At 74.1% G+C, this 22,772-nt stretch carries 19 protein-coding genes; 7 read left to right on the top strand and 12 right to left on the bottom strand.

Translation table 11 applies throughout. From position 1 onward, the window contains the following. Window positions 1–17: 17 nt before the first annotated feature. A complete protein-coding gene (locus tag ACZ47G_RS36340) occupies window positions 18–2,321 on the bottom strand; it encodes a glycosyl hydrolase family 18 protein (RefSeq protein WP_465750227.1) in 2,304 nt (767 codons plus the stop codon). A gap of 263 nt (window positions 2,322–2,584) precedes the next feature. Further along, window positions 2,585–3,562 carry an ArsR/SmtB family transcription factor gene (locus tag ACZ47G_RS36335; RefSeq protein ID WP_465750225.1) on the bottom strand — a complete coding sequence of 326 codons (978 nt, stop codon included), beginning with the start codon at window positions 3,560–3,562 and terminating at the stop codon, window positions 2,585–2,587. Between the two features lie 118 nt (window positions 3,563–3,680). Between ACZ47G_RS36335 and ACZ47G_RS36330 the strand changes: the two genes are divergently transcribed. Beyond that, window positions 3,681–5,120 (top strand): MFS transporter, encoded by a 1,440-nt coding sequence (locus ACZ47G_RS36330; RefSeq protein WP_465750223.1) that lies wholly within the window; start codon window positions 3,681–3,683, stop codon window positions 5,118–5,120. Window positions 5,121–5,127: 7 nt separating this feature from the next. Here the strand turns inward: ACZ47G_RS36330 and ACZ47G_RS36325 are convergent, their stop codons facing one another. Together ACZ47G_RS36325 and ACZ47G_RS36320 are read right to left on the bottom strand one after the other, a co-directional pair. Further along, window positions 5,128–5,532 (bottom strand): RidA family protein, encoded by a 405-nt coding sequence (locus ACZ47G_RS36325; protein WP_465750221.1) that lies wholly within the window; start codon window positions 5,530–5,532, stop codon window positions 5,128–5,130. Window positions 5,533–5,617: 85 nt separating this feature from the next. Continuing rightward, on the bottom strand, window positions 5,618–6,505 hold the full coding sequence (locus tag ACZ47G_RS36320; protein ID WP_465750219.1) for an ATP-grasp domain-containing protein: 888 nt from the start codon (window positions 6,503–6,505) through the stop codon (window positions 5,618–5,620). A gap of 226 nt (window positions 6,506–6,731) precedes the next feature. Between ACZ47G_RS36320 and ACZ47G_RS36315 the strand changes: the two genes are divergently transcribed. Then, on the top strand, window positions 6,732–7,505 hold the full coding sequence (locus tag ACZ47G_RS36315; RefSeq protein WP_465750217.1) for an enoyl-CoA hydratase family protein: 774 nt from the start codon (window positions 6,732–6,734) through the stop codon (window positions 7,503–7,505). Between the two features lie 99 nt (window positions 7,506–7,604). Here ACZ47G_RS36315 and ACZ47G_RS36310 read toward each other — a convergent pair whose 3' ends face one another. Then, window positions 7,605–8,441: a maleylpyruvate isomerase family mycothiol-dependent enzyme gene (locus ACZ47G_RS36310; RefSeq protein ID WP_465750215.1), complete on the bottom strand. Its 837-nt coding sequence runs from the start codon at window positions 8,439–8,441 to the stop codon at window positions 7,605–7,607. Window positions 8,442–8,648: 207 nt separating this feature from the next. Between ACZ47G_RS36310 and ACZ47G_RS36305 the strand changes: the two genes are divergently transcribed. Together ACZ47G_RS36305 and ACZ47G_RS36300 are read left to right on the top strand one after the other, a co-directional pair. Further along, window positions 8,649–9,404, top strand: coding sequence for an acyltransferase (locus ACZ47G_RS36305; protein ID WP_380456788.1), 756 nt, complete (start codon window positions 8,649–8,651; stop codon window positions 9,402–9,404). Window positions 9,405–9,536: 132 nt separating this feature from the next. After that, window positions 9,537–9,899, top strand: a complete 363-nt coding sequence (locus tag ACZ47G_RS36300) for a peptidoglycan-binding domain-containing protein (RefSeq protein WP_465750213.1) — start codon at window positions 9,537–9,539, stop codon at window positions 9,897–9,899. A gap of 154 nt (window positions 9,900–10,053) precedes the next feature. On the opposite strand, the gene ACZ47G_RS36295 is transcribed toward ACZ47G_RS36300, so the two are convergent. Beyond that, window positions 10,054–11,448 carry an RsbRD N-terminal domain-containing protein gene (locus ACZ47G_RS36295; RefSeq protein WP_465750211.1) on the bottom strand — a complete coding sequence of 465 codons (1,395 nt, stop codon included), beginning with the start codon at window positions 11,446–11,448 and terminating at the stop codon, window positions 10,054–10,056. 114 nt (window positions 11,449–11,562) lie between these two features. Here ACZ47G_RS36295 and ACZ47G_RS36290 point away from each other — a divergent pair, with 114 nt between their 5' ends. After that, window positions 11,563–12,546, top strand: coding sequence for an esterase/lipase family protein (locus ACZ47G_RS36290; RefSeq protein ID WP_465750209.1), 984 nt, complete (start codon window positions 11,563–11,565; stop codon window positions 12,544–12,546). A gap of 106 nt (window positions 12,547–12,652) precedes the next feature. Here the strand turns inward: ACZ47G_RS36290 and ACZ47G_RS36285 are convergent, their stop codons facing one another. Both ACZ47G_RS36285 and ACZ47G_RS36280 read right to left on the bottom strand, forming a co-directional pair. Then, complete coding sequence (locus tag ACZ47G_RS36285) at window positions 12,653–13,228, bottom strand: HutD/Ves family protein (RefSeq protein ID WP_465750207.1); 576 nt, start codon at window positions 13,226–13,228, stop codon at window positions 12,653–12,655. Between the two features lie 181 nt (window positions 13,229–13,409). Continuing rightward, complete coding sequence (locus tag ACZ47G_RS36280) at window positions 13,410–14,708, bottom strand: MFS transporter (RefSeq protein ID WP_465750205.1); 1,299 nt, start codon at window positions 14,706–14,708, stop codon at window positions 13,410–13,412. A 92-nt stretch (window positions 14,709–14,800) separates the two neighbouring features. Here ACZ47G_RS36280 and ACZ47G_RS36275 point away from each other — a divergent pair, with 92 nt between their 5' ends. Both ACZ47G_RS36275 and ACZ47G_RS36270 read left to right on the top strand, forming a co-directional pair. Beyond that, a complete protein-coding gene (locus ACZ47G_RS36275) occupies window positions 14,801–16,075 on the top strand; it encodes an ROK family protein (RefSeq protein ID WP_380456780.1) in 1,275 nt (424 codons plus the stop codon). 217 nt (window positions 16,076–16,292) lie between these two features. Next, window positions 16,293–17,423 carry a PLP-dependent cysteine synthase family protein gene (locus ACZ47G_RS36270; protein ID WP_465750202.1) on the top strand — a complete coding sequence of 377 codons (1,131 nt, stop codon included), beginning with the start codon at window positions 16,293–16,295 and terminating at the stop codon, window positions 17,421–17,423. A gap of 93 nt (window positions 17,424–17,516) precedes the next feature. Here the strand turns inward: ACZ47G_RS36270 and ACZ47G_RS36265 are convergent, their stop codons facing one another. The 4 genes from ACZ47G_RS36265 to ACZ47G_RS36250 form a co-directional block, all read right to left on the bottom strand. After that, window positions 17,517–17,717: a DUF6191 domain-containing protein gene (locus ACZ47G_RS36265; RefSeq protein WP_465750200.1), complete on the bottom strand. Its 201-nt coding sequence runs from the start codon at window positions 17,715–17,717 to the stop codon at window positions 17,517–17,519. A 110-nt stretch (window positions 17,718–17,827) separates the two neighbouring features. After that, window positions 17,828–20,290: a right-handed parallel beta-helix repeat-containing protein gene (locus ACZ47G_RS36260; RefSeq protein ID WP_465750198.1), complete on the bottom strand. Its 2,463-nt coding sequence runs from the start codon at window positions 20,288–20,290 to the stop codon at window positions 17,828–17,830. 298 nt (window positions 20,291–20,588) lie between these two features. Next, window positions 20,589–21,464, bottom strand: coding sequence for an MOSC domain-containing protein (locus ACZ47G_RS36255; RefSeq protein ID WP_465750196.1), 876 nt, complete (start codon window positions 21,462–21,464; stop codon window positions 20,589–20,591). A gap of 287 nt (window positions 21,465–21,751) precedes the next feature. Continuing rightward, on the bottom strand, window positions 21,752–22,540 hold the full coding sequence (locus tag ACZ47G_RS36250) for a DUF6643 family protein (RefSeq protein ID WP_465750194.1): 789 nt from the start codon (window positions 22,538–22,540) through the stop codon (window positions 21,752–21,754). Between the last annotated feature and the right edge of the window lie 232 nt (window positions 22,541–22,772).

Below are 22,772 nucleotides of genomic sequence, written 5' to 3'. Positions count from 1 at the left end.
TGGCCCGGCCGGTCGGGTTACCGGAGTCCGGTGTCGAGGGCCGTCATGAGGGTGCCGGACGGGGTGTCGCCGGACATCTCCCAGATCATCCCGCCGAGCAGGTTCTTCGACTTGAGGTAGGCCGTCTTCTGGGCGATCGACCAGGCGTCGTCGAAGGTCCACCACTGGCCGTTGGCGCCCGTGTAGCCGTACGTGGCAACGGACTTGGGATCGTGGTAGACGGTGAGGCCGGGCACGCCGGTGATGAGGTCGTGGTATCCGCGGGTGCCGGCCTCCTCGGCGAACTGGCCGGGCGCCGCGCCGTTCGCGGACTGCCAGGCGCCGTTGGCACCGCCGTCCGCCACGCCCTGCCAGCCGCGTCCGTAGAACGGGAAGCCGATGGTCAGCTTGCGCGGGTTGACCCCGGCGCCGAGGTAGGTCTGGACGGCCGTGTCCACGCTGAAGTGGAAGTTGTAGGGGTCGTTCGGATCCGGGTAGAGGTTGGACGCCTGACCGGTGCGGTTGGGCTCCCAGGAGTTGTCGCTGCCCGAGCCGTGGAAGTCGTAGCCCTGGACGTTGGCGATGTCGAGCGAGTCGAAGACCTTGGTGAGGTCCCAGCCGGCCGCGACCTTCGCCGGGTCGGCCGGGGTGAAGGCGGTGAGCAGCTTGTGCGGGCCGCCCAACGCGTCGAGCTGCTTGCGGAATTCGGCCGCCAGCAGGGTCAGGTCGGCCTTGTCGTTCGCGCTCCAGTGGTTGCCCGGGTGGCCGTCGCCGGAGCCGGGCCACTCCCAGTCGAGGTCGATGCCGTCGAAGATCCCGGCCGCCGTGCCGTCCCCGCCGGCGCCGTTGTAGGCGGGCAGGTTGCCCTTGATCCAGGTGTCCACGCAGGACTTGACGAACTTCTGCCGGGAGGCGTCGGTGGCGGCGACGTCGGAGAAGTACTTGGAGTACGTCCAGCCGCCGAGCGAGACGACCACCTTCAGGTTCGGGTACTTGGCCTTCAGCTTCTTCAACTGGTTGAAGTTGCCGCGGAGTTTGCCCCAGCCGTCGTCGGCCACGCCGTCCACCGACTGGTCGGCACTCATCGGGCGGGCGTAGTCGGCGTCGGCGTCACCGGCGCCGGTGCCCTGGTCGGGGTCCTCCGGGTTGGCGGTGGTGCCCTTGGTGACGCCCGCGAGGCAGGTCAGGTTGACCGGATCGATGTTCTCGAAGGCGTAGTTGATGATGTCGAGCTTGGCGGCGCTGCCCGAGGTGTCGAGGTTCTTGACGAAGTACTGGCGGCCGTAGATGCCCCACTGGACGAAGTAGCCGACCCGGGCGTACTTTCCGGCGCCGACGATGTCCGCGGTGGTCACGTCGAGCGGGGCGGAGGCGGGCGAGGCGTTGTCGGCGGGGTCGCGGGCCTTCACCGTGAAGGTGTAGGCGGTGGAGGGCGAGAGGCCGCCGACGGCCGCGGTCAGGGTGGTACCGCCGACCGTCGTGACCAGGGTGGTGCCCCGGTAGACGTCGTACGCGGCGACCCGGACGTTGTCGGTGGCGGCGTCCCAGGCGAGCGTCACGTCCGAGGAACCGACCGCCGTGGCACGGAGGTCGGCCGGTGCGGTCGGCGGAACGGTGTCGGTCGACGGGTCGAAGGTGGCGGCGGTGACGGGCGCGCTGGGTGCGCCGAGGTTGCCGCGGCTGTCCTTGGCCCGGACGGTCAGGGTGTACGAGGTGGCCGGGGTGAGGCCGGTGACCAGGGCGTTGGCGGTGGGGCTGGAGGCGAGCACGGTGCTGCCGCTCAGCACGTCGTAGGAGGCGACCGGGAAGTCCCCGCCGGTGGCGGCCGGCCAGCTCAGGGCGAGGGTGTGCGCGGTGGACCCGGTGACGGTGGGGGTGCCCGGCGCGGACGGCGGGACGTCCGGGGTGCCGTCGCACTTGTCGCCGTTGATACGGCAGTTGAGCGGGGTGGAGACCGGGCCGTTGCCGACGAACCAGAAGCTGTACGGCTCGGTGGTGCTGTGGGCGTTGACGGTCGCGTTGTAGTAGGCGGCGGTGGCGGTGACGTGCTGCCCGTTGACGGTCGCGGTGCCGTTGCTGCTGCTGCCCAGGGTGACGCCGGCCGGGAGGTCGAAGTCCAGGGTCCAGCCGGTGACGGCGGTCGCGTTGTCGTTGTGGACGATGTAAGTGCCCTGCCACCAGGAGCCGTTGTCGGCGGTGGTGAGGGTGGCGGTGAGCTTGCCGGCGGCGCTCGCGGGGGCGGCGAGCGCGGTGAGAGCGGCGAGCGGGAGGAGCAGGACGGACAGCAGTGTCAGCAGTCTGCTGCGCACGCGTGGGCGTCCCGCCCGGGATCGAGCGGACATGGTTCTCCCTGTGGCTGTGGGGGTTGGACAGGGTGACGTAGAACCGTGGAACCGTGGAACCGTGGAACCGGGGGTGATCCGGGTGCGATCGATGCCCGCGCCGTGGGGATGCGGGGCATGGGCACTGTAGGAGGACTGGACCAATGCGTCAACAGGTCTGTACCACTGGGGAGTTGGGGGGGCTGGAGAGCTGGAGAGCTGGAGAGTTGGGGAGTTGGGGAGTTGGGGAGGCTGGGGAGACCGGGGGTCGGCTCGTCAGCTCGTCAGCTCGTCAGCTCGTCTCCGAGTGTGCTCCGCCGGTACAGCACCGAGCGGCCGTGCCGGGCCCGGGTGACCAGACCGGTGGCCGCCAGGACGGAGAGGTGCTGGCTGACCGCGCTCGGGGTGACGCCGAGGCGGTAGGCGAGGTCGGTGGTGGAGGCCGGCTCGGCGAGCAGTGTGAGCAGCCGGGCCTTCGGCGCGCCGACCAGCGCCGCCAGGGCGTGCGGCGGCGCCGGGGAGCCCCCGCCGGCCATCCCGGCCTGCCCGCGTGCTGGGTAACTGATCTGCGGCGCAAGGGAGTTGTCGATGGTGGTGATCGCACCCCGGACGAAGAAGGTCGGGCAGAGGACCAGTCCGCGACCGTCCACGGCGGTCTCCACGTCCCCGTCCGTCCAGTGCCGGTTGATCGACAGCACGCCGTCCGCCCAGTTCAGCCGGTGGTCGAGGTCGGTGAACAGTGCCGCCGCGCCCTGCTGGGCGAGCACCCGGGCCCGGTACACCAGGTCGGCCTCCAGCGCCGCGCGGGCCTGCGGCCACCAGGTGGGCGCGAGGCAGGCCTCCCAGTACTCCGCCAGGGCGTCACAGATCCTGGCCAACAGCCGTTCTGGGTCGCCCAGTTCGGCTTCGAGCAGGGCGGGCAGCGGCTGCCCGTGCGGCAGGAAGGTCCGCTCCAGTTCGGTGCGCAGCAGCTCGGGCGGCAGCGCTCGGACGGTGGCGAGCTCGGTGCGGAACTCGGGTGTCGGGGAGGACGGCCGGGGCGTCAGGAAGTCGGGCACCCAGCGGTTCTGGGCGACCAGGGAGAGCAGCAGTCGGGAATCCAGTCGCTCGAACGAGGGCCTGAGCTGCTCGAAGGCCCGGCTCTGCAGCCCGTAGTGGCCGGGGTGGGTCCACATCCGCAGGCTGAGCACGGCCTCATGGATCGGGGAGTACGCGAACCAGGTGGTGGCGAGGTCGGCCAGTCGAAGGGTGAAGCGGTGCACGGGAGCTCTCCTGCCGACTGCCCGGCGCCCCACGGCCGGGTTCCAGCCGGAGAGCCTAGTTTTAGCCAGAGCCTAAAGGAATATCCGGTCCGGCCCGCCCTACGGTGGAATCGGCGGCATGACCACCACACCGGCGGAGCCTCCCGCACCCTCCCTGGCCGTGCCCGCGGCCGGCCGGACCGGCCGCCTGCCCGAGACCGTCCGGCGCCGGCTGCACCCCGACCCGACGGTCCGCCGGCTGGCCGGGATCACCCTGGTCAACACGGTGGGGAACGGCCTCTCGCTGTCCGTCTCGGTGCTGTTCTTCACCCGGGTGCTCGGCCTCAGCGCCACCCAGCTGGGGTTCGGAATGACCGCCGCCGGCCTGTGCGGGGTCCTCGCCAGCGTGCCGGCCGGCCGGGCCGCCGACCGCTGGGGCGCCCGTCCGGTCCTGCTGGTGCTGGTCTCGGTGGAGGCCGTGGGCACCGCCGGGTACGCGCTGGTGCACAGCTACCCGGCCTTCGTCGCCCTGGCCTGTGGCGTCTCCGCCGTCGACCGGGGCGCGGCCGCCGTACGGAACGCGCTCTACGCCGAGGTGCTGCCCGCCGACCGCCGGGTGGCCGGACGGGCCTACCTGCGGGTGGTGACCAACATCGGCATCTGCGTGGGTACGGGCTTCGGCGCGCTCGCGCTCCAGCTCGACACCCGGCCGGTCTACCTGACGGCGATCCTGGCCGACTCCGTCTCCTACGTGGCCGTCGCGCTGATGCTGTACCGGCTGCCCGCGGTGCTGGGGGCGCGGCCGGCCGCGCCCTCGGCCAGGGCCGGGACGGTCACGGCTGACCCCTCGGTCACGGTCGACCCCCCGGTCAGTGCCAATCCCTCGGTCACGGCCGACCCCTCGGCCGGGACCGGGACGGCCGATCCCTCGGACCCCGGCGGCGAGGGTGCCAAGCAGGGCCGGCGGCGCAACCCGGCGCTGCGCGACGGCCCGTTCCTGGCCGTCACCGCGCTGTGCTCCGTCCTCGGCCTGCAGTTCGCCGTCCTGGAGGTGGGCGTCCCGCTGTGGATCGTCCAGCAGACCGACGCACCGCGGATCACCGTCGCCGGCGCCTACATCGTCAACACCCTGATGGTGATCGCCCTCCAGGTGCGGGCCACCCGGGGCACCGGGGAACGGTCGGCCGCCGCCCGGGCCTGCCGCCGCGCCGGGCTGGTGCTGGCCGCCTCCTGCCTGGTCATCGCCCTCGCGCACGGGCTGCCCGGGATCCTGGCCGCCGTCGTCGCGCTCGCCGGGATCGGACTGCAGTCGCTCGCCGAGGTGTTGGGCCAGGCGGGCGGCTGGGCGCTGAGCTACGACCTCGCGGGCGAGCGCGACCACGGCGCCTACCAGGGGGTCTTCAACGCGGGCTCGGCGGCCGCGATGATGGCCGGCCCGGCGGTGGTCAGCACGGCCGTGATCGGCTACGGGTTGCTCGGGTGGGCCGCCCTGGGTGCGGTGGTGGCGGCGGCGGGACTGGCGATGGGCCCCGCCGTCCGGTGGGCCGGACGGCGGGACGCGCTGCTCCGGCCGGCGTGAGGGGGCGCTACCCCGGGACGATCGCCATCGCCTCGATCTCGATCAGGACGTCCGGCCGGAACAGCGCCGCGACCTGCATCGCGGAGGCGGCCGGCAGCGGCAGGCCGGCCAGGTACTCGTCGCGGGCCTCGCGGATCGCCGCGAGATGGGCGATGTCCGTCATGAAGAAGGTGAACTTGACGACGTCGGAGAAGTCCGCGCCGGCCGCGGCCAGGCAGCGGCGCAGGTTCTCGAAGACCTGACGGGCCTGGGCCTTCGGGTCGCCCTCGCCGACCAGGTTCCGGTGCTCGTCGAAGGCGACCTGCCCGGAGACCTGGACCAGCCGGCCGCTGCCGGTGACGACGTGGGTGTAGCCCGTCCCGGGGGCGACTCCGGGCGGCTCGGCGATGTGGGTGAGGTGCGTGGTGGTCATGGTGCATGATCGTGCGCCATCGGCAGCCGGTGCCGCAAGCGCGGGCGCTGTCCGGGCGGTCTCCGCAGGGTGCCAACCCGCCTGGTCAGCGGACCACTTCGGGCAGCTCGCGGCGGAACGGACGGTCGGCGCGGGGGAGTTGCGTGGCCGGGCCGGAGGAGCGCAGCACCACGTCCAGGACGCCGTCCGGCTCGGCGGCGTAACCGCCGCTGGCCCAGGCCGCGTTGGCCTCGACCACCGCCCAGCCGTGGTCCGTCCGTCCGACGTCCACCACCACCGCGCTCGGCAGCGGGGCCTGCTCGGCGGCGGCCGCCAGCACCTCGCGGGCGAAGGCCGTCACCTCGGAGTCGCCCCGCCCGTCCTGTAGGTCCTGCTCGTCCTGCGCGTCCCGCGTGTCCTGCCCGTCCCGCGTGTCCTGCCCGTCCTGCCCGTCCTGCGCGTCCCGCCCGAGCGGCGCGACGGACAGCTCGCCGTCCACCGCGTAGCGCGAGCCGGCTCGCACCACGCCGTCCAGTACGAACAGCCGGTACTCCGTGCGGAACCGCACCACCTCGCTCACCAGCACCGGAGTGTCACCGTCCAGCAGTTCGGGACCGGGCAGCGCGCCGCCGTCGGGGTAGACCCGGGCGGCGAACAGCTTGTCGGCCAGCGGCTTCACGAAGGCCGGGCCGGTCAGCGTACGGGCCTCGGCCAGCGTGGTCGCGGACACCCGGCGGCCGGTCAGCGCGAGCGGCAGCCGGGCCAGCCAGTCCGCGGCCGGCTCCAGCAGGGCCAGGCCCAGCTCCCGGCCGACCGCGTCGCCGAACAGCGGCCCGCCGTACACGTGCACCGGTGCGCCGAGCAGTTCGCGCGGCGCCTGCCAGGAGGCCGCGGTGAACGCCCGCAGGCCGCGCAGACCGGCGGCGGTGCGTAGCTGGAGGCCGGTGTCGTTGATCCGCGGGGCGAGCAGCAGGACCGGGGAGTCGGTGGTCATGGCGCCCATGCTGGCGGGTGGGCGGTGGCTGTCACCAGCGGTTTTCCGTGCGGCCGACGGACGGTCCGGTCCGCCGGGCGGCGGTTGGCTCTGGCCGAGGGGCGGGTGGGCGTGCCAGAGTCGTGCGGGCGCCGTCCGGGCACCCCTGGACCGCGCCCGCGGCCCGGACACCCCGGACCGCGCCCGCTGCCCGACCCACCCTCAGCCGGAAGGCAGGCCCACGCCGATGACCAGCGCAGAGCCCCTCGTCCGCGTCAGCACCGCCGACGCCGTCACCACGCTCACCCTCGACTCGCCGCACAACCGCAACGCGCTCTCCACCCGCCTGATGTCCGAGCTGCACGCCGGACTGGCGGTGGCCGCGGCGAACCGGGACGTCCGCGCGGTGGTGCTCACCCACACCGGCAAGGTGTTCTGCGCGGGCGCGGACCTCTCCGAGGCGACCGGCGCGGACCCGACGGTGGGCCCGCGCGGCCTCGTCGAGCTGCAGAAGGCGATCGTGGACTGCACCAAGCCGGTGATCGCCGTGGTCGACGGGCACGCCCGGGCCGGCGGCCTCGGCCTGATCGGTGCGGCGGACCTCGCCGTCGCCGGACCGGCCGCGACCTTCGCCTTCACCGAGGTCCGCCTCGGCCTCGCGCCCGCCGTCATCTCGCTGCCGCTGCGCCCCAAGCTGGAGCCGCGCGCCGCCTCCCGCTACTACCTCACCGGCGAGGTCTTCGACGCCGCCGAGGCCGCCCGGATCGGCCTGATCACCCGGGCGGCCGACTCCACCGAGGACGCCGGAGTGGTGCTGAAGGGTCTGCTGGACGCGCTGCGCCAGGGCTCGCCGCAGGGGCTGGCCGAGTCGAAGCGGCTGGCCAACGCCGAGGTCGCGCGATCCTTCCAGCGGGACGCGGACGAGCTGGTGCAGCTGTCGGCGCGGCTGTTCGGGTCGGCGGAGGCGCAGGAGGGGATGCGGGCCTTCCTGGAGAAGCGGCCGGCGGCCTGGGTGCGCTGAGCCGCTCCCGGACGGCCGACCGGGCTGAGCCGTGTCCAGACGGCCGGCCGACGGCCCGGGTGCGCCGAGTCGCTCCCGGGCCCGGCCGGCGGCCCGGGATCAGCGGATCGCGGCGTTGTCCCGCCAGAGGTCGAGCAGGCTCCGGTCGCCGCTGAGTTCGACCTGCTCGGTCTGTCCGGCCCCGCCGGCCTGCCCGGTCTGCCCGGCCGGTCCGGCCCCGCCGGCCTGGGCCGACCGCTCGGTCTGTTCGACCGTCAACCGGTTCCAGAGCAGCAGGTAGAGCTCGCGGGCCGGGCCGGTGACGGTCAGGTCGGCGGGCTCGGGGCGCTCCTCCGTGGTGACGGCGAGCGGCTCGTGGGAGAGCGTCAGGTGCCAAGTGCCCGGGCCGTCGGTGGTCCGGATCGAGACGGTGCGCAGGCCGTCGGTGTGCACCTTCGCCCGGCCGCGGCGCATGAAGCCGCGCAGCAGCTCGTCGATGCCGTCCAGGGCGAGTTCGGGCGCCACGGCCGGGCCCGGGGAGCCGGCCGCCGCGTCGGCGTCGAAGCGGTGGACGGCGGTCTCGTGCGCCTGGCGCCGGGCCCAGAAGGCCAGTGGGGTGGGCGCGGGCAGGAAGGTCCAGCACTCGAGGTCGGCGGGGGCCGCGGAGAGCACGGTCAGCAGGGCGGCGTGGCCCTCGCGGTACCAGTCGAGCAGCTCGGCGTCCGAGGGGTCCGGGCCGATGACGGCCTGTTGGCCGGGCTCGTCCAGAGGTGCCCGGAGGCCCTTCGCCGGGAAGGCGGCGGCCCAGCGGTGGACCTGGCCGATGTGCCGCACCAGGTCACCCATCCGCCAGTCCGGGCAGGTGGGGACGGGGGCGGTGAGGTCGGCGCGGGCGGCTGCGTCGGCGAGCAGGGCGCCCTCGTGGCGCAGTGCCTCGATGTGCTCGGAGATCTCCATGGCACGGAGTCTCCCACCGGGGGCCGACAGTGGTGGCGGAATTCGGACGGCCCCGGGGCCGGGCGCGGGGGCGGCGCCGCGAGGGCCGGTAGGCCGGTGGGCCGCGCCAGAAGTGGTGGTGGGCCGGGGCGGACGGGGCCGCTGGGCCCGGTGTGATGTCGGCCTCCCACCGGATGGGCGGACGCTACGGGCCGGTAACGTGAGCGCATGCCGATAACCCGTTCCCTCCTCTCCACCGTCCGGGCCGGTGGCCGCCGGGCCGCCGGGCGCCTCGTCCACCGGGGCTGGCGCTGGGTGCAGCGGACCGGCGCGGTCACCAACCGGACCCCGGGCCCGTACCGGTTCGGCGAGCTGGGTGACGGTACGACCCTGGCCTTTCCGCTCGGGGCGGTGTTCAACGAGCAGTGGATCACCATCGGGCCGTTCTCGATCATCGGCGAGCGGGTCACCATCAGCGCGGGCTTCCTGCCGGGGCTCGACCTCGGGCCGGAGCCGATCGTGCGGATCGGCGGCGGCTGCGTGATCGGCCGGGACAGCCACATCGTCGGCCACCAGTCGATCGTCATCGGCGACGACGTGTGGACCGGCCCCGGCGTGTACGTGAGCGACCAGGCGCACGAGTACCGGGACACCGAGCTGCCGATCGGCAAGCAGTGGCCGCGCAACGAGCCGGTGGAGATCGGCGCGGGCAGCTGGATCGGCACCGGCGCGGTGATCATGCCGGGGGCGCGGATCGGCCGCAACGTGGTGGTCGCGGCGGGTGCGGTGGTGCGCGGCGAGGTGCCCGACCACAGCGTGGTCGCCGGCGCCCCGGCCAAGGTGGTCCGCCGGTGGAGCGAGGCGGAGGGCTGGCAGCCGCCGCTGCGCCACGAGCCGCCCCGACCGGTGCCGGACGGGGTGACGGCGGAGCAGCTGCGCGCTCTGGTGGGGTGGGACCTGCGGTTGCCCGGCGAGCGGGACTGACGGCCGTACCGGCCTGATCGTTTGTCACTCCTTTAGCTGATCCCTCCTTTTTCCTGACGGTTCGTCCGCTAGCGTGCCGTTCGTTCGACTGTCGTCGTGACGTCGAACGAACCATCGAACGGGGAACCTCCTATGCGCAATCGTCTCGTCGGCGGGCTCGCCACCGTCGGAATCGTGCTCGCGACCGGGCTCGCGGCCACACCCACCGCCTCGGCCCAGGAGTCGCGGTTCTGCGGCTACACCAGCGCCGAGCCCACGCTGCGCTCGCCCGCCACGGGTGACGCGGTGAAGCAGCTCCAGTGCGAGCTCAACCACGTCCCGTTCTCGTTCGGGAGCCCGCACCTGGACACGGACGGCGTCTGGGGACCGCTCACCGACTCGGCCGTCTGGACCTTCCAGCGCTGCGCCGGCATCGGGCAGGACGGCGTGGTCGGGCCCCAGACCTGGTCCGCCCTGGACAGCTGGGTGGGGGCCCACACCAGCCTGAACTGCTGAGTGCGCGTCCCTTCGCCACCGTCGCGCCCGCGCCCGCGCCCGCGCCCGCGCCCGCGCCCGCGCCCGCACCACCGTCTCCGGTGGTGCGGGCGCGGTCCGTTCCAACCGGTCTGCCGGGGCCCGCCGGGGCCTGCCGGGCCTGGTAGGGCGCCTGTTAGGGCGTGGGGGTTCTCCGCTCGGCCGTCCGGGCGGCGATCGCGGCGGTGATCCGCAGGACGTCGGCGGGGCGTGCCGGGTCCAGGCCGGTGAGGACGGCGATCCGGCGCAGCCGGTAGTCGACGGTGTTCGGATGCAGGTGCAGGGCGCTCGCGGTGTGGCGGCGGTTCAGGCCCCCGGCCAGGTGGGTGCGCAGGGTGGTGAGCAACTCGCCGCCGTCGGCGAGCGGTTCGAGTAGCGCGGCGAGTCGGGAACGGGCCTGGCTGGGCCGGGTCAGCTGGTACTCCAGCAGGACGTCGTCCAACCGGTGCAGCCCCGGTGGACGGCCGAACGCCCTTGCCACGTCCAGGACTTCGTACGCCAGCGCGGCGGCGCCGGGCACCTCGGCGGGCACCGCGGCGGCGGCCCCGGCCAGCACCGGGACGCCAGCGGCCCGGGCCCCGGCGGCGAGGGTGGCCGCGAGCTGGGGCCAGAGCGACTCCTCGGCGGTTCCGTCGGACGGCTCGGTGGCGCGCTCCGGCGGTGTCTGCAGCGGGACGAGCACCAGGCCGCCCGAGGGGGTGAGCGCGGTGAGCGCCGACTGCCGGGTGCGGTGGTCGAGTTCGGCGCCGAAGCGGCGGAGCTTGCGGCGGGCCGCGATGCCCGGGTCGATGCCCGGTGAGTGCTCGTCCGGATGGTCGGCGAGGGACAGGCAGAGCACGGCGTAGCCGGCCGGCAGCTCAGTGCCGGCCCGGGCGGCCGCCTCCTCGGCGGGGGTGCCGGCGAGCAGCGCGGCGAGCAGGGACTGCCGGGCGGTGGAGCTGCGGTCGCCGGCCGAGCGCTGCCCGTCCAGATAGCCGGCGCCGGCGGCGGTGGCGGCCCGGCGGAGCTGGTCGAGCAGGAGACGGTTGAGCAGCAGCAGGTCGGCGGCGTCGCCGGCGTGGGCGTCCCGGGTGAGGAACTCCCAGCAGACCTCCAGTCCGAGGTGGTGGGCGAGCAGGACGGCGTCCAGCGGCAGGCCCTCCTCGGCGCGGCGCGCGGCGGCCTCCCGTACGGCGGTGAACTCCTCGGCGGGGGCGGGGAGTCCGGTGCGGACGGCGTGGGCGAGGGCGCGGATGCGGCGCTCGGTGTCGCGGGTGAGTTCGCCGGTGAGCTGTTCGCGCGGGAGGCGGCGGTAGACCGGCACGCGGGCCAGCAGGGCGGCCACCACGGCTGCGGCCACGTCGGGGGCGCCGCCGAGGAGTCGCTGGTCGGCGGGGAGGCCGCCGATCACCGGGACGCGCCAGGGGGAGGGGGCGTCGGCGGCCGCAGGGGTTTCGGCGGGGCGGCCGGTGGGAGGTTCGGCGGGGCGGCCGGTGGGAGGTTCGGCGGGGCGGCCGGCGGGGGTGCAGTGGGGTGCGTTGTGACCGGTCACAGAGAACACCGTCCAGGTCTGGGGAACGCCCAAGGGCCGGGCCGGAGGGGCGACCGCATCATTGAGCCACTCGGGTTACCTGTTGGTAACAAACTTCTGCTGTGGAGGCAACAGTTGAGAACCCCACTTCTCCGCTTCTCCGCAACTCCGGTGCGCCGTCGGCTCGGTGGATCCCTCGGTGGAGCCCTCGGTGCGGCCGTACTGGCCGGTGCGCTGCTGGTCGGCGCGGCCGCGGCCCCCGCGTCGGCGACGCCTGCCGCGGCCCACGCCGTCTCCGCTCAGGCCGTCACCGCCGCCGAACTGCCGCCCGACGGCGACTCGGTGGCCTCGCCGCCCGGTGCCAACGACTGGAGCTGCCGACCGTCCGCCGCCCACCCCGACCCGGTGGTGCTGGTGCACGGCACCTTCGCCAACCGCTACGAGAACTGGCTGGCGCTCTCCCCGCTGCTCAAGGGCCTCGGGTACTGCGTCTTCGCCCTCGACTACGGCAGCATCCCCGGCATCACCTCCACCGGCAGCGGCCTGGTGCTGCCGATCGGCGGCCTCGGAGCGGTGCCCGCCTCGGCGGCCCAACTCGCCCACTTCGTCGACCTGGTGCGCGGTGCGACCGGCGCGGCCAAGGTCGACATCGTCGGGCACTCGCAGGGCGGGATGCTGCCGAACTACTACCTGAAGTTCCTCGGCGGGGCCTCGAAGGTCGACAAGCTGGTCGGCCTGGCGCCGTCCAACCACGGCACGACGCTCGACGGGATCACCAAGCTGGCGCCGTACTTCCCGGGCGTGGCCGACCTGATCTACACCGTCTGCCAGGCCTGCCGTGACCAGGCGGTGGGCTCCGACTTCAACACCACCATGGCCTCCCAGCCGGACACCGTGCCGGGGGTGCACTACACGGTGATCTCGACCGTGTACGACGAGGTCGTCACCCCGTGGCGGACCCAGTTCCTGAACGGGCCGGACGTGGACAACGAGGTGCTGCAGGACCACTGCCCGGTCACACTCGCCGAGCACGTCGCGATCGCGTTCTCGCCGACGGCGCTGCACCTGGTGACCAACGCCCTGGACCCGGCGCACGCCACGCCGGTGTTCTGCGGCTGACGGCTCGCCGGTGCTGTTGCCCGTACCCCCGGTTCCTTCCGGGGGTACGGGCAACAGCGCTGCTCAGCGGGTGGTGCCGGCGTGCGTGTCAGCGGGTGGTGCCGTGTCAGCGAGTGGTGCTGCGGAAGGTGATCACGGCGGTGACCCCGTCGGGCCGCAGTTCATGGGTGCCGGGTGTGTCGAGCAACGCGGCGTCGTAGCGGGTCAGTTCGGCGGCCCCGACGGTGGCCGAACCCGCCAGGCACACCAGCAGGACGGTCGCCGACGGCGGGACGTGGACGGTGCCGGGCCCGGTCGGCAGGTCCACGGTGGCCTCGACCCGGCCGCGGCGGGTCATCACGTTGAAGTCCACCACCGGGCCGCCGAGCAGTCGGCAGTCGGTCGTGGCGTCGCCGGGGAAGGCGAAGGGGCGGAACGGGGCGTCCACCAGCTGTCGGACGCCGTCCACGGTGAGGGCCATGCCCGCGCCCTCGACCAGGGTGATCACCCGGTCGATCCCGGGGAACGGGGAGAAGGGTCCGGCCGAGGCGACGTCGGCGAGGCTCACCCGCCAGTCGAACTCGCCCAGTCCGGCCCCGGCGGGGAACCCGGCGACCTCCCTGGTCACCCCGCCCCCGTTGAGCCACGGGGTGGCCGGGCGCTCGCTCGCCCGCAGTACCTGGATGCCTCCGGTGGTGGTCATGGGGTCGCATCCTGCCAGTTGTGGGGTGGGTTCGTCAGTGATGGGGGCGGGGAACGGCGAACAGGCGGCAGCGAACAGGTGACAGCAAACGGATAACAGATGTTGAAATCTGTTATCCGTTTGCTGTCAGTTGTCACCCGCTACCCGCTACCCGCTACCCGCCACCTGCCCCCGCCCACCGTCAGCGCCGCCCGACCGCCAGCGGCAGCAGGGCCGCCGTCGTGGCGGCCACCGCGACCGTGGTCAGCGCCAGTGGCAGCCCGGCGGCGTCGGCGAGGAAGCCGATCACCACCGGTCCGATCAGCATTCCGCCGTACCCGAGCGTCGAGGCGAGCGCGACGCCCTGCGGCCCGCCCGCCGCACCGGCGCGCGCGATCGCCAGAGGGAACAGGTTGGCCAGTCCGAGGCCGGCCAGGACGAACCCGCCGATGACCAGCGGCACCGACGGCGCCAGGGCGGCGACCAGCATGCCGACCGCCGCGGTCAGTCCGCCGAGCAGCATCAGCCGGTTCTGGCCGAGTCGGATGGAGAGCCAGGTGCCGCTCACCCTCCCGCTGGTCATGGCGAAGGCGTACGCCGCGTACCCGGCGGCGGCCGTTCCCGCGCTGGCGTGGACGTCGTCGGTGAGGTGGAGGGTGGTCCAGTCGGCGATCGCGCCCTCGCCGTACGCCGTGCACAGCGCCGTGAGTCCGAGCAGCAGCACCAGCAGCCGGAGGTGGCTCCCCGCCGGGCGGCCGGCGGAGTGCCCGCCGACGCTCGCTCTGGAGCCCGGGGTGCCCTCCGCGGTGCCCTTCGAGGCGATCTCCGGGGTGGCACCCGGAGCGGCCTCCGGAGCGACCTCCCGGGTGGCACCCGCACCCGCACCCGCACCCGCGGCCGCGGCCGGCACCGGCGTCGGCGTCGGCGCGACCATCGGCGCCGCCGGGCTGCGCAGCAGGACGACGCCCGCGCCGACGGTGACGGCCAGCCCGAGCAGGCCGCCGAGGGCGAGCGCCCACGCGGTGGTCAGCCGGTCGGCGAGCAGCCCGCCGAAGCCCGCGCCGAGCAGTCCGCCCAGGCTGTACCCGGCGTGGAAGCTGGGCATGACGGGCCGTCGCAGCTGGGCGACCAGGTCGACGGCGGCGCTGTTCATGGCGACGTTGGCCCCGCCGTACCCGGCGCCGAACAGCAGCAGCACCGCGCCGAGCGAGAGCACCGAGTGGGCGTGCGCGGGCAGCGGTACGGCGAGGCTGAGCAGGGCGAGCGAGCCGACGGTGACCGGCCGCGAGCCGTAGCGGAGGCAGAGCCGGCCGACCAGGGGCATGGTGACGACGGCACCGACGGACAGGCAGAGCAGGGCGAGTCCGAGGGCGCTGTGCGAGGCGCTGACCTGGCTGCGGACGTCCGGGATGCGGACGACCCAGGCGGCGAAGAGGAAGCCGTCGACGGCGAAGAAGGCGGTGAGCGCGAGCCGTGCGGCCCCCCAGGGGCTGTCGGCCACCGGGGGTGTGCTGCGAGACTGTGTGGGGGAGCGGTCGGCGGGGCGGCGGGAACGGATTTTGTTTCGAAGCGACACAAAGTCACAATAGGGTCGTGCAGCTCTCACCATCAAGCCCGCGGCCCCGCTCCGGGACCGACCCCGACGCGCAGCGCGACGCCCACCGCCGCGCGGCCCCCGACCGGGGTCGGACGCTGCTCGGCCCGGCGCTGTCGCTCATCCACACCGGCCAGACACCCACCCGTTCCGCGCTCACCCGCGCGCTGGACGTCACCCGGGCCACCGCCGGCGCGGTCACGGCCGAGCTGGAGGCGCTCGGCCTGATCACCGTCGACTCGCGCCCGGCCGGCGGCGGCCGCGGCCGCCCCTCGCACCGGCTGGCGATCAACCCGCAGGGCCCGGTCGTGGTCGCCGGCCAGATCCACGCCGACGGGCTGAGCGTCACCCTGGCCTGCCTCGGCGGCCTGCTCGACCCGCCCGTCCACCTGCCGCTGCCCGCCGCCACCGACCCGGTCCGGATGCTGCGCGCCGTCGCCCAGGCCGGCGCCGAACTGGCCCGCGCGACCGACCGCCGCTGCCTGAGCGCGGCACTCGCACTGCCCAATCCGGTCACCGAGCCGGACGGCACGGCGCTCGCCGCGCTGCACTTCGCCTGGCCCAGCGGCACGCCGGTCGCCGACCTGTACGACGTCGAGGTCGGCCGGGCCGACCACGGCCCGAACGCGGTGCGCCCGCTGCCCACCGCCATCGCCAACGACGCCAACCTCGCCGCGCTCGCCGAGTACCGGCACGGTGCCGGTCGCGGCGCCCGGCACCTGCTCTTCGTCACCTCCGGCCACCGTGGCGTCGGCGGCGCGCTGGTGATCGACGGCCACCTGCACACCGGCAGCGCCGGGCTCGCCCTGGAGGTCGGCCACCTGGCCGTCGACCCGCAGGGCCGTCCCTGCGTGTGCGGCAACCGGGGCTGCCTGAACTCCGAGACCGACCCCGACGCGCTGTTCGCCGCCGCCGGCCTCACCCCGGAGCCGGGGCGCCCGCTGCTAGACCAGGCGCGCGAGCTGTGCTGGGCGGCCGCGACGGACGAACGGGCGCGGGCGGCGGTGGAGCACGTGATCGACCGGCTCGGACTCGGACTGGCCGGGGTCGTCAACATCCTCAACCCGGACCGGGTGGTGCTCAGCGGCCTCCACCTCGACCTCCTGGAGGCCGCCCCCGACCGGCTGCGCGCGGTGGTCGCCGACCGCAGCCTGTGGGGCCGCAGCGGACGGGTGCCGATCGTCGGCGCGGAACTGGCGCACGGCGCGCTCGCCGGCGCGGCCGAACTCGGCTGGGGCCCGTACCTGGCGGACCCGCAGTCCGTCCCGGCGTAGCGGTGCGGTCGGCGCCGGTGCGGTCAGCGTCGGTGCGGTCGGCGTTGAGGCGATTGAGGCGGTTGGGGTGGTTGGGGCGGTCGGCACCGGGGCGGTCGGCTTCGCCGGACGGGGAAGGCTCGATAAGCGGAAGCTGGGCCACTGAAAACGGTCACTTATCGTGACCCTCGTACACTCGTAGTGAGCAGCGGGGGGCCGCAACGAGGGAGTAGTGACCATGAGCACCCAGTCCGGCCTGAGCCTCGGCATCGAGCCGACCGTCGACGTCAACCGCTCCGACGCGCAGTACCGCACCTGGCTGAAGGAAGCGGTGCGCAAGGTCCAGGCCGACGCCAACCGCTCCGCCGACACCCACCTGCTGCGCTTCCCGCTGCCGGCCGAGTGGGGGATCGACCTCTACCTCAAGGACGAGTCCACCCACCCGACCGGCTCGCTCAAGCACCGCCTCGCCCGCTCGCTCTTCCTCTACGGGCTCTGCAACGGCTGGATCCGCCCCGGCAAGCCGGTGATCGAGGCCTCCAGCGGCTCGACCGCCGTCTCCGAGGCGTACTTCGCCCAGCTGATCGGGGTCCCGTTCATCGCCGTCATGGCCAAGAGCACCAGCCAGGCCAAGATCGACCTGATCGAGTTCCACGGCGGCGAGTGCCACCTGGTCGAGCGCTCGGACGAGGTGTACGACGCCTCCGCGCGGCTCGCCGAAGAGACCGGCGGGCACTACATGGACCAGTTCACCTACGCCGAGCGGGCCACCGACTGGCGTGGCAACAACAACATCGCCGAGTCGGTCTTCGCCCAGCTGCGCCTGGAGCCGCACCCCGAACCGGCCTGGATCGTCGCCACCGCCGGGACGGGCGGCACCTCGGCCACCATCGCCCGCTACGTGCACTACATGCAGTACGACACCCGGATCTGCGTCGCGGACCCGGAGAACTCCTGCTTCTTCGACGGCTGGGTCAACCACGATCCGGACGCCGTCTGCGGCAGCGGCTCCCGGATCGAGGGCATCGGGCGGCCCCGGATGGAGCCGAGCTTCGTGCCGGGGGCGGTCGACCGGATGATGAAGGTGCCGGACGCCGCCTCGATCGCCGCGGTCCGGGTGCTGGAGCAGGTGCTCGGGAAGAAGGCGGGGGCCTCCACCGGGACGGGCCTGTGGAGCGCGCTGCGGATCGTCGCCGAGATGCGGACGGCCGGCCGGACGGGCAGCGTGGTCGGCCTGATCTGCGACCCGGGGGACCGCTACCTGGACAAGTACTACTCGGACGACTGGCTGGCCGGCGAGCGGATCGACATCGCGCCGTACCGGGCCGCGCTGGAGTCCTTCCTCGCGGGCGGCGCCTGGACGGGCTGACGGTCAACGGCCGACGCACGACGGCGGGCGGGTGACAACTGACAGATAACAGCTGACAGGTAACAGATAACAGATTTCAGACTCTGTCAGCTGTCATTCGTCAGTCATCACCCGCCTCCCGTCACCGTCACCGTCACCCGCCACCCCGCCGCCGGCATCACCGCCCGCCCGCCCGCCCGCGAGGTCGATCCCCGTGCGCTTCGGCGCCCCGTCGTGCTCATCGTCCCGCAGCACCAGCTCGATCCGCCGCTGCTCCAACTGCACCCGCTTGCCCGGATAGAGCAGCGCGTGCAAACTCCTCCGTCGCGGTCGCCCCCGCACCGCGGTCACCCGGCGCGGCGGTTCGGGTGCGCAGCCTCCGTACCGGCAGCTCCCCCTACCGCCCGGCGGTCCCCGGCGCCGCCCTACGGCAGTGGGACGGTCGGCAGGTCCGCCGGGACCAGCAGCTGCAGCTCCTCCGTGGACGGGTCGGCCAACGCCGCGACCCGTACCGCGTGGCGCTCGACCATGGTCTCGAACACCTGCCGCGCGGTGCGCCCGTTGCCGAAGTTGGGCCCGCGCTCCAGCCCGCCGAAGTGGTCCAGCAGCGCGTCCGCGGTCGCCTCGGCGAGCGCGTACTCGTGCTCCGCGCACTGCGCCCGGGCGATCTCCAGCAGCTCGTCCGCCGTGTAGTCGGGAAAGGTGATGGTCCGTGAGAAACGTGACGAGACACCGGGGTTGGCGGAGAGGAAGCGCTCCATCTCGGCGGTGTAGCCCGCCACGATGACGACCACCTCGTCCCGGTGGTCCTCCATCAGCTTGACCAGGGTGTCGATCGCCTCGCGCCCGAAGTCCCGGGCCCCGTCCTCGGGTGCGAGCGCGTACGCCTCGTCGATGAACAGCACCCCGCCGCGCGCCCGGTCGAAGGCGGCGGCGGTGCGGATCGCGGTGGAGCCGATGTGTTCGCCGACCAGGTCGACCCGGGCCACCTCCACCAGGTGTCCGCGCTGGAGGACGCCGAGCGAGGCGAGGATCTCGCCGTACAGTCGGGCGACGGTGGTCTTGCCGGTGCCGGGTGCGCCGGTGAAGACCAGGTGCCGGCGCAGCGAGGGTGCCTTGAGCCCGGCCTGGCGGCGGCGCCGGCCGACCGAGATCAGGTCGATCAGGGTGCGCACCTCCTGCTTCACCGTGGCCAGTCCGACCAGTGAGTCCAGTTCGGCGAGCGCCTCGTCGGCCGGCCGGCAGTCCGGGATCGGCCCGATCGCGGCGGTCGCGGCCGAGGCGGCCGAGGTCGGGGACACCGCCGAGACCATCGGTGCGGCGGTCAACACGGGTGCGGCGGAGGCGGGTTGGGCCGATCTGGGGGTCGGCAACTCCGGCAGTCCGGAGACCGTCGGGCCGGCCGGGGCGGTCCGCGCCACGTCGTCGGAGGTGCATCCTTCGGCGATCGGTCCCGGCTCGGAGAACTCGAATCCGGCCCGCTCGTTCTGTTCCGCCCGGCACCGGGTGAGCTGGGTGCGGCAGCCGTCGATGATGTGGAAGCCGAAGCCCTTGCCGTGCGAGACCCGGCAGTCCTCGAAGGTGCCGCGGCCCTGCGCCGAGACGTACACCCCGGCGTCCGTACTGGCCCGTACGGTGCACTCGCGCAGCACCGGGTCGGCGCCCTTGGTGACGATCACCCCGGTGGCGACGTCGGAGATCTCGCAGTCGGTGAGGAGTCCGCCGCTGCCGTGGTCGCGGAACCAGAGCCCGGTCCCGGCCTCCTGCACCCGGCAGGACGCCAGCGAGACGGTGGCCCCGCCGCTGACCGAGACCGCCGAGCTGCGGATCCGGCTGAACGAGCAGCCCTGGGCGACGGCGGCGGAGTCCCGGTCGAGGACGAACAGCGCGTCCGGCAGGTCGTGCAGCGAGCAGTCGGTGAGGGTGAGCCGGGCGCCGTCGCTGACCCACAGCGCCGGGTACTCGCCGCTGGAGCCGTGGATCTGGCAGGACTCGGCGACGGCCTCGGTGCCCTGGTCCCAGACCGACAGTGCCCCGCGCCCGAAGTCCCGCACGGTGGTGTTGGTGAGGCTGAGCCGGGCGCGTCCGCGCAGGTCGGCGCCGTTCTCCGGCAGGTCGTGCACCCGGCAGCCGGTGAGTACCAGTTCGGCCTCGCCGTCCAGGGTCAGGCCGTTGCCGGTGACCCGGTGGATGTCGCAGTCGACCAGCCGCCCGCCGGCCTGCGCCTCGGCCTGGACGCCGCTGCCGCGGATCTCGTAGATCTCGCAGCCGGTGAGCTCGGCCGCGCTGCCCGGGTCGGAGAGCAACACCCCGGCGCCGGAGGCGTGGTGGACCCGGCAGCGGTCCAGGGCGGCGGTCGCCCCGCCGAGGACGGCGATTCCGGCCTGGCCGGCCGCGGCGACCTCGCAGTCCTCGAAGGCGGCGGCGGTTCCCTCGCCGCGCAGCCGCAGCCCGAGCCCACCGGGGTTGGCGACGACGCAGCCGCGCAGGGTCGGCCGGGCGCCGCCGCCGATCTCGATCCCGGTGGCGGAGCGGGTCTCGATCCGGCAGCCACTGAACGAGGGCGTCGCCTGGACTCCGGTGACCAGGACGGCCGGGGAGGAGCTGTCGCCGCCCTCGACCACCAGGTCGCGCACGGTCGCGGCGGCGGTGACGGTGATCGCCACCCCGGAGGCCGGTTCGATCCGGACGGTGCCCGGGCCCTGGGCCGGGACGATCGTCACCGGCTTGTCCAGCAGCAGGTTCTCCCGGAAGGTGCCCGGCCGGACGGTCACGGTGTCGCCCGGCTCGGCGGCCGCCAGGGCTTCGGCGAGCGTGTCGTAGTCGCCCGCGCGGCGACGCCAGCGGGATGCGCTGTCCTGGGTGACCCGGACCCTGTGCTCAGCCATGACGGTCTGTCGTCCCCACCTTCGTCGTGCCGGCGATCAACGGGCCGTGGGCGCGGGGGTGCGCGGGCCGTCCGCCCACCGTAGCGCGCCCGGACGGGTGGTCCGTCCGCCCTTTCCGACCGGTCGGGACGGGTGGCCCGGCCGCCCGTCGCCGCGTGTGCACCGGGGGCGCCCACCGCGGTCACAGGTTCCGACCACTTGTTTCAACGAGCGCGCACAGCCGGAGTTCCGTACGGGCGGGTCGCGTGCCGGACTCCGGCCGGGAGCCAGCAGGCGGGCCCCAGGGTGCGGCGCCGGTTCAGCGCCCGTCGGCGGGCCAGTGCGCCCCGTCTTCCAGGACCTCGACGTCGTCGCCGAGCCGCAGCGTGCCCAGCACCTCGCCCTCGACGCCGGCCGGCCGCTCGGGGATCAGGTTCTGTCCGAACGCGGCCTTGCGCAGCAGCTTGTGGTGCCGGGCCAGGGTGCGCAGCGGTTCGGGGCCGCGCCGCTCGCCGCTCTCCTGGTCGGTGGTGGTGATCACGCAGCGGCCGCAGGGCTTGACCACCTGGAAGGTGATCGCGCCGATCCGGATCCGGCGCCAGCCGTCCTCGGCCCAGGGCTCGGAGCCGCCGACCACCACGTTGGGGCGGAAGCGCTCCATCGGCAGGGTCTCGTGGCCGTCCGGGTTCTCGGCGGCGATCAGCTCGTTGAGCCGGTCCAGCGAGGCGGTGGTGGTGAGCAGCAGCGGGAACCCGTCGGCCATCGAGACGGTGTCGCCGGGCCGGCCGTACTCGGGGTCGACGGGCCGGGCGCGCGGGTCGTCCAGGTGCACCAGCCGGTAGTCGCCCAGGTGTTCGGCGATCCAACGGTGGGCTTCCTCGGCGGCCTCGACGGCGCTGAAGCGGGTGCCCCAGACCTCGACCTCGGCGATCGGGTCGCCGCCGGCGGGGGTGGGGGCGGTGACCTCGATCCGGGAGCCGTCGGGGGCGGTCAGCGCCAGCGCGCCGTCGGGCAGCAGGCTGGGCCGGATCTGTCCGAGGGCGGCGTTCTCGCGCTGGCTGACGAAGCGTCCGGTGGGGTCGGCGAGCATCCAGCGGCGGTCTCCGGCCAGACCCCAGGGGTGGAGCGCGGCGGTGTCCGGGCTCAGGCGGTACATGGACTTGACGGGGTAGACGTGGAGTCCGGTGAGGTGCATTCCCCCATCCTGCCAGCAGCGCTCCGGCCGGACGCACGCCCCCTGCTGCGCCCCCGCGGGCCTGACTCGCACGCCTCGCCCGCACGTCGTCGTTCGGCGCCCGTTCGCCCCCCGCACGTCGCCGTACGCCCCCGTACGCGCACGGACCGCCCGGTACGCCGTGGGGGGCGTTCCGGGCGGTCCGTGGATGACCCGTTTCTCCGTTCGCCCGGCGTTCGGGGGCCGCCGGGTGGTGCTCAGGTGGTGCGGGTGCGGGCCGGTGGGGGCGGCCCCGTGGTGTCAGTGGCTCAGTAGCCCTGGCCCTGCTGCTGGTAGCCGCCCTGCTGGTAGCCGCCGGGCTCGCCGTACGGGCCCGGGCGCTGCGGCTGCATCGGGCGGACCGGCGCCATGGCCGGGCGCAACTGGCCGCCGCCGAAGCCCTGGTCGCCGCCCTGGCCCTGGAAGCCGGGGCCGGCCGGGTTCGGGCCGCCGAAGGACTGCTGTCCGCCGAAGCTCTGCGGACCGCCCTGCGGGAGGCCGCCGGGCTGGCCCTGGCCGAAACCGGCCGGTCCGCCGGTCGGCTGGGCGCCGAAGGTCTGCTGGCCGCCCTGGCCGATGAAGGTGTTCTGGCCGCCGAAGCTCTGGCCGCCGGTGGGCTGGTAGCCACCGCTTGCGGTCTGGGCGAACGTGGGGGCGGCGGGCTGCTGTCGCTGGTACGGCTGGGGGGCGCCGTAACCGGGGACGGGCGGCTGGGGGGCGGCGGCGTACGCCGGCGCGGGCTGCGCCGGGATGTACGCCGTGGCGGGTCCGGCCGAGGGGCCGCTGCTCGGGCCGGGGCCCAGGGCGAGGCGGGCGGGCGGCAGCGCGGGGAGGTTGCTGCCGGCACTTTCGTACCCGTTGGCGTACCGGTTCTCGTAGGACTGGCCGAGGCCGGATCCGTAACCGGAGGACAGCGCCGGCGGCAGGGCGGCCGGCACGTTGATGGGTGCGATCTGGGGGACGCCGCGCTCAGCCACGAGGCTGTCGTAGATCGGCGTGCCGGAGGAGAAGGACGGAGAGGGGTAGCCGACTCCGTCGTAGGAGCGGGGCGAGGTCATGGGGCATACGGTAAGCCCACAATGCGCCTGCTGAGGAGAGCGGGAGGGCGAGCAGTTCGAGTGTTTACACAGTCTTCGCTCGCACAAAGGTTTCGAAAGTAGGAAGAACGGACATACCGGCGTTCAGTTCCGGACAACCCTGGCGCCCCGTCAGTGATCGAACGGCACCCGGACACGGCCTCGGGAAGGCCTTGCGATGACCGGCCGGTGGACGCCCGGGGACGTCATGGAG

This window comes from Kitasatospora sp. NPDC030952, from assembly GCF_055571335.1.
This window is presented reverse-complemented; position numbering and strand designations above follow the sequence as displayed.